This is a genomic window from Phascolarctobacterium succinatutens CAG:287, from assembly GCF_000434895.1.
GTDB classification, from domain to species: Bacteria; Bacillota; Negativicutes; order Acidaminococcales; family Acidaminococcaceae; genus Phascolarctobacterium_A; species Phascolarctobacterium_A succinatutens_A.
In genome coordinates this window covers 1-4,257 of sequence record NZ_FR892811.1, presented here as the reverse complement: position 1 = coordinate 4,257, position 4,257 = coordinate 1, and the positions used below count along the sequence as shown (strand labels likewise).

Annotated in this window: 8 protein-coding genes; all 8 read left to right on the top strand. The window is 35.8% G+C overall.

The features are described 5' to 3' along the window. The coding region (locus tag BN587_RS08535) for an SLOG family protein (RefSeq protein ID WP_044484661.1) at window positions 1-297 on the top strand (297 nt) is incomplete at its 5' end. Between the two features lie 222 nt (window positions 298-519). Continuing rightward, window positions 520-1,209, top strand: coding sequence for an AAA family ATPase (locus tag BN587_RS08530; RefSeq protein WP_021720705.1), 690 nt, complete (start codon window positions 520-522; stop codon window positions 1,207-1,209). Between the two features lie 2 nt (window positions 1,210-1,211). Continuing rightward, window positions 1,212-1,469 carry a toxin-antitoxin system HicB family antitoxin gene (locus BN587_RS08525; protein WP_021720704.1) on the top strand — a complete coding sequence of 86 codons (258 nt, stop codon included), beginning with the start codon at window positions 1,212-1,214 and terminating at the stop codon, window positions 1,467-1,469. A gap of 34 nt (window positions 1,470-1,503) precedes the next feature. Then, the gene (locus BN587_RS08520; protein WP_021720703.1) at window positions 1,504-1,842 is read left to right on the top strand and encodes a nucleotidyltransferase domain-containing protein; all 339 of its coding nucleotides are present in this window, start codon (window positions 1,504-1,506) and stop codon (window positions 1,840-1,842) included. Further along, window positions 1,827-2,228, top strand: coding sequence for a HEPN domain-containing protein (locus BN587_RS08515; RefSeq protein ID WP_021720702.1), 402 nt, complete (start codon window positions 1,827-1,829; stop codon window positions 2,226-2,228). Before BN587_RS08520 ends, BN587_RS08515 begins: the two co-directional genes overlap by 16 nt. A gap of 97 nt (window positions 2,229-2,325) precedes the next feature. Beyond that, complete coding sequence (locus BN587_RS08510) at window positions 2,326-2,952, top strand: JAB domain-containing protein (RefSeq protein ID WP_021720701.1); 627 nt, start codon at window positions 2,326-2,328, stop codon at window positions 2,950-2,952. A gap of 182 nt (window positions 2,953-3,134) precedes the next feature. After that, entirely contained in the window at window positions 3,135-3,299 is a 165-nt protein-coding gene (locus BN587_RS11970) for a hypothetical protein (protein ID WP_303684943.1), read from the top strand. Between the two features lie 11 nt (window positions 3,300-3,310). Continuing rightward, window positions 3,311-4,257: B12-binding domain-containing radical SAM protein (locus BN587_RS08505; RefSeq protein WP_044484659.1), on the top strand; the 947-nt coding region annotated here is incomplete at its 3' end.

Sequence of the window (4,257 nt, the reverse complement as noted above, 5' to 3'; positions counted from 1 at the left end):
AATCCAAACATCAGAATTGAAGCAGCATTACCATTTGTAGGGCAAGAGAAAAAGTGGACAGAAAAATCACAAAAACAATATAAAAAGATGTTATCTGAAAGCGACAAAGTAACCATCGTGTCAGAGGGAGGATTTGCGACTTATAAAATGATGGCACGAAACAGATATATGGTTAACAAAAGTAATATTATTATTGCAGTAATTTGCAAAGAAACAGGAGGAACAGCGCAATGTGTAAAATACGCGAAAGAGCATAACAAAGCAGTTATTGAGATTAATCCTAAAAATATCCTTTAATCACTGATAATCTGCTAATGGTAGAACATAAAACTGTTAGCAGATTACTCCAATTTTTCATTACTAAAATAACAAAAATAATCAATGTAACAATCATAACTTTAGTTATGAAAATTATTAAAGTTATTAACATAATAATTATTAGAAACATAACTAAAGTAAGAAAAATAACTTTCGTTATGACTATTATTATGGTATAATATTACTAAGGAGGAAGTAATCATGCAAACAATCTCTGTAATTAACACAAAAGGTGGCACCGGAAAAAGCACAATAGCAACTAACCTTGCCACAGCACTGGCGCAAGAAGGAAAAAAAGTAATGCTCATTGACACAGACGGAAGACAGCAATCGGCAATGAGCTTTGCGCAAATCAGAGCAGATGCAAATGAATTAGCAAGTATAAGTGCTGTAAGTTTACCTTACAAAACGCTGTTCAAAGATATTCAAAGCTATAATAATTTCGATTACATCGTTATTGACGCCGGTGCAGGAGACGGTGAAGTAGTTCGTAGCGCAATCTTTTGCGGAACATATGGAATGGTACTGATTCCGGTCCAGCCTTCAGGATATGACCTGTGGGCAACGCAAGATACGTTAGAACTGATTGAAGCATGTAGACAAATTGTTGATATCGATAAAGCATATATTATGCTGAATCGTATGCCATCAAACAAAGTGAAAATGGTATCAGACGTAAAAGAATCTGTCAGCGAATTAGAAAAACAGTATAACATAAAAATACTGTCAACTGAATTTGTCGACAGAGTAGCTTTTAAAGAAGCTATCTGTATTGGAAGAAACGTCAACGAATATAAAGAAATCGAAAAAGAAAAATCAATTAAAGCATCATTAGAATTATCTGATCTCGTAAAAGAAATCAAAAACATATTACAAAAACAGGAGGAATAATAATGGCACTACCCAAAAAACCAATAACTGCTGCTCAAATGGCAGCTGCCGAAGAATTTATATCTGGCAGAAGTCAGGAGCAACCACATACAACCTTACCAAACCCCAAAAATAATGAAAACGGTAAATTTGTAACTTATAACGCCACAATGCCATTCGATGTCCATGCAAAAGCAAAAATTCAAGCAATAAAGAAAGGTATCAGCTTGAAAAAATATATAATCGAAGCAATAGAAGAAAAAAATATTAGAGAAAAATAAATACTTACATATTTTCATATCGGAGGTGAAAATAATGAAAAATATTAATTCTATTATCACCAGATTAATACCTACTTTGAATAATATATTCAATACAAATGGAAAAAATGTAGAAGCAATAATTTTATACGGTTCTGAAGCTCGAGGAACTGCAACAGAAGAATCTGATATAGATATTGCAGTAATCATAGAACACTACACTGAAGAAATGCATCAACAAATGATAGATGCAGTAGTTGACTTAGAATTAGAATACAATAAAGTTATATCAGTACTTCTAATAAACAATACACAATTCAATGTATGGAAAAATGTCTCTCCCTTTTATAAAAATATAAAAAAGGATGGTATTGAACTATGGAAAGCAGCTTAATAGCTTTAGCAAAATACAGATTAGAATGTTGTCAAGATGCTATTGAAGATGCAAAAATAATGTATGAACATGGACGATTTAAAAATACTCTTAATAGAGCGTATTACGCAATCTTCTATGCAATCAGAGCCGTCAATGCTACACAGTCATTTGATAGTAGTAAGCATAGTGGAGTAATAGCATTCTTCAATCAACATTACGTTAAAACAGGCATATTCCCTAAAGAGGCCTCCAAAATAATAAAAGAAGCTTCCGAAAACAGAGAACGAGCAGATTATCTAGATTTCTTTATTGCCTCCAAAAAAGATGCAGAAATTCAATTAGCAAAAGCTGAACGTTTTCAAGCTTTAGTAACAGAATACTTTAAAAATAAGGGGATTTACTAAGTTAAATAAAAAATAGCATATCCAAAAAATACCAAGAAATAACTTAAAGGTGAGCAAAATAATGCTCGCCTTTTTCTTTTTATGAAAGGAGAAGAAAATGGATTTACAAATTAGAGAAGCAGTAGAGATCTACGGATCAACAAAATATATATCCACAGAAAATCTACTATCTGCAGTATTAGATAGTAAAAAAATAGGAAAAATACTAGGCAAATACAAAGACATTGGGAAAATAATCAATAGAAGCAAAGAAGAACTGAAATTATTAAAATTAACTAATGATGAAATAACAAAAATTAAGCTTCTATCTGAAATCATCAATAGAATAACAACACCAAACGAACCAGACTTTAGAAATCCACAAGAAATAGCAGAATACCTAATGCCAAAATTAAGATACCTAGAAAAAGAAGAATTTATAGTTTGTTCACTGAACTCAAAAAATAAAATGACGCACTACGAAGTATTGTTCACAGGAACACTTACAAACACAATAGTGCATCCACGAGAAATTTATTATGAAGCAATTAAAAATAAGGCAGCTTCAATCGTGGTGGTTCACAATCATCCTTCTGGAGATCCATCACCCAGCATGGATGACAATAAACTTACAAAAGTATTAAAAGAAACAGGAAAAATAATGGGAATCCCGTTGTTAGATCACCTAATTATAGGAAATGGAGCTTATTATTCTTATGCAGAGACCGATATTGACAATTGGTAGAAATCAATATAAAATAAACAAAGGAACGCATTTATAAAACTTCAAGAAAAGAAAATAAAAAAACTGAACCTAATAAAATTTAATTCTTGTGGATAACTCAAATGTGTCCAACAACTGTATTCTATGAATAGACACACAACGAAACACAACTTAAGTTAACTATTCGAATAACGTGGGTTAACATGAAAACCGAAGAAAATCAGAAAAACCGAAATAGTGCCGTTGAATATCTCAAAATCAAGCGGGTTCACGCTCGTGCCGGTTCGAGTCCGGCCTTCGGCACCAGTAAATTTAGGCTCTACAGCTTCGGTTGTAGAGCTTTTTCTGTATTTGTGGTTAAAAATTGAGGAGCAGAGGAATGCAAGTAGTATTAAGCGCAATTAACAGTAAATATATCCATACCGGCCTTGGTCTACGCTATGTCGGCGAATATGCTAAAGCGCAGGGGCATGAGGTAACATTAATAGAAGAAACAATCAATACCCCCATTCTGGCGGTGTTAGAAAAAATCATGGCTGTACCGGCACAGGTCTACGGCTTTTCGGTGCATATATGGAATAAACCATTCGTTTTTAAACTTATACGAATGCTGCGTAAACTGCGTCCGCAAGCAGCAATCGTGATTGGCGGACCTGAGGTAGCGTTTGATGCGGAGAAAATTTTTGCGGAGCTGCCGCAGGCAGATTATATCGTACAGGGTGAGGGTGAGCTGGTTTTTGGCGAGCTGCTGGAGTATTTGGCTGGCGGTGGCGCTGTCCCTCAGCATATTGCGTATCGCGAAGGGGAGCAGGTGAACTTGAATGGAGGCATTACCGTAATAGATGATATGTCACTGCTGCCGTTCCCGTATCCTGATCTGGAAAAAATGCTGGCAGAGCATAAAATAGTTTATTACGAATGCACGCGTGGCTGCCCGTTTAATTGCGCGTATTGCCTGTCCGGTATATCGCGCTCTGTGCGCAAGCGGCCGCTGGAGCTTGTGCTGCGAGACTTGGACAGATTTATTGCTGCAGGTGTGCCGTTGGTGAAGTTTGTAGACCGTACTTACAATCTGGACGAAAAATACTTTCTGCCGATGATGCAGCATCTGGCGCAGGCTGATACAAATGCAACCTTCCACTTTGAAATTAAGGCCGATATACTGTCAGAGCACGTTATGGATTTCTTGGCGACGGTGCCGAAGGGACGCTTTCAGTTGGAAATCGGCATTCAAAGCACGCATCAGCCAACATTAAAAGCTATAAATAGGCAGGATAACTGGGAAAAGCTGGCAGCAAATGTCAAGCGCTTGCTGTCCTTCGGTAA

Coding starts and splice junctions, on each gene's coding strand:
- BN587_RS11970 (WP_303684943.1), top strand. CDS start 3,135: ATGAAAACCGAAGAAAATCAGAAAAACCGAAATAGTGCCGTTGAATAT.
- BN587_RS08525 (WP_021720704.1), top strand. CDS start 1,212: ATGGCACTACCCAAAAAACCAATAACTGCTGCTCAAATGGCAGCTGCC.
- BN587_RS08510 (WP_021720701.1), top strand. CDS start 2,326: ATGGATTTACAAATTAGAGAAGCAGTAGAGATCTACGGATCAACAAAA.
- BN587_RS08530 (WP_021720705.1), top strand. CDS start 520: ATGCAAACAATCTCTGTAATTAACACAAAAGGTGGCACCGGAAAAAGC.
- BN587_RS08515 (WP_021720702.1), top strand. CDS start 1,827: ATGGAAAGCAGCTTAATAGCTTTAGCAAAATACAGATTAGAATGTTGT.
- BN587_RS08520 (WP_021720703.1), top strand. CDS start 1,504: ATGAAAAATATTAATTCTATTATCACCAGATTAATACCTACTTTGAAT.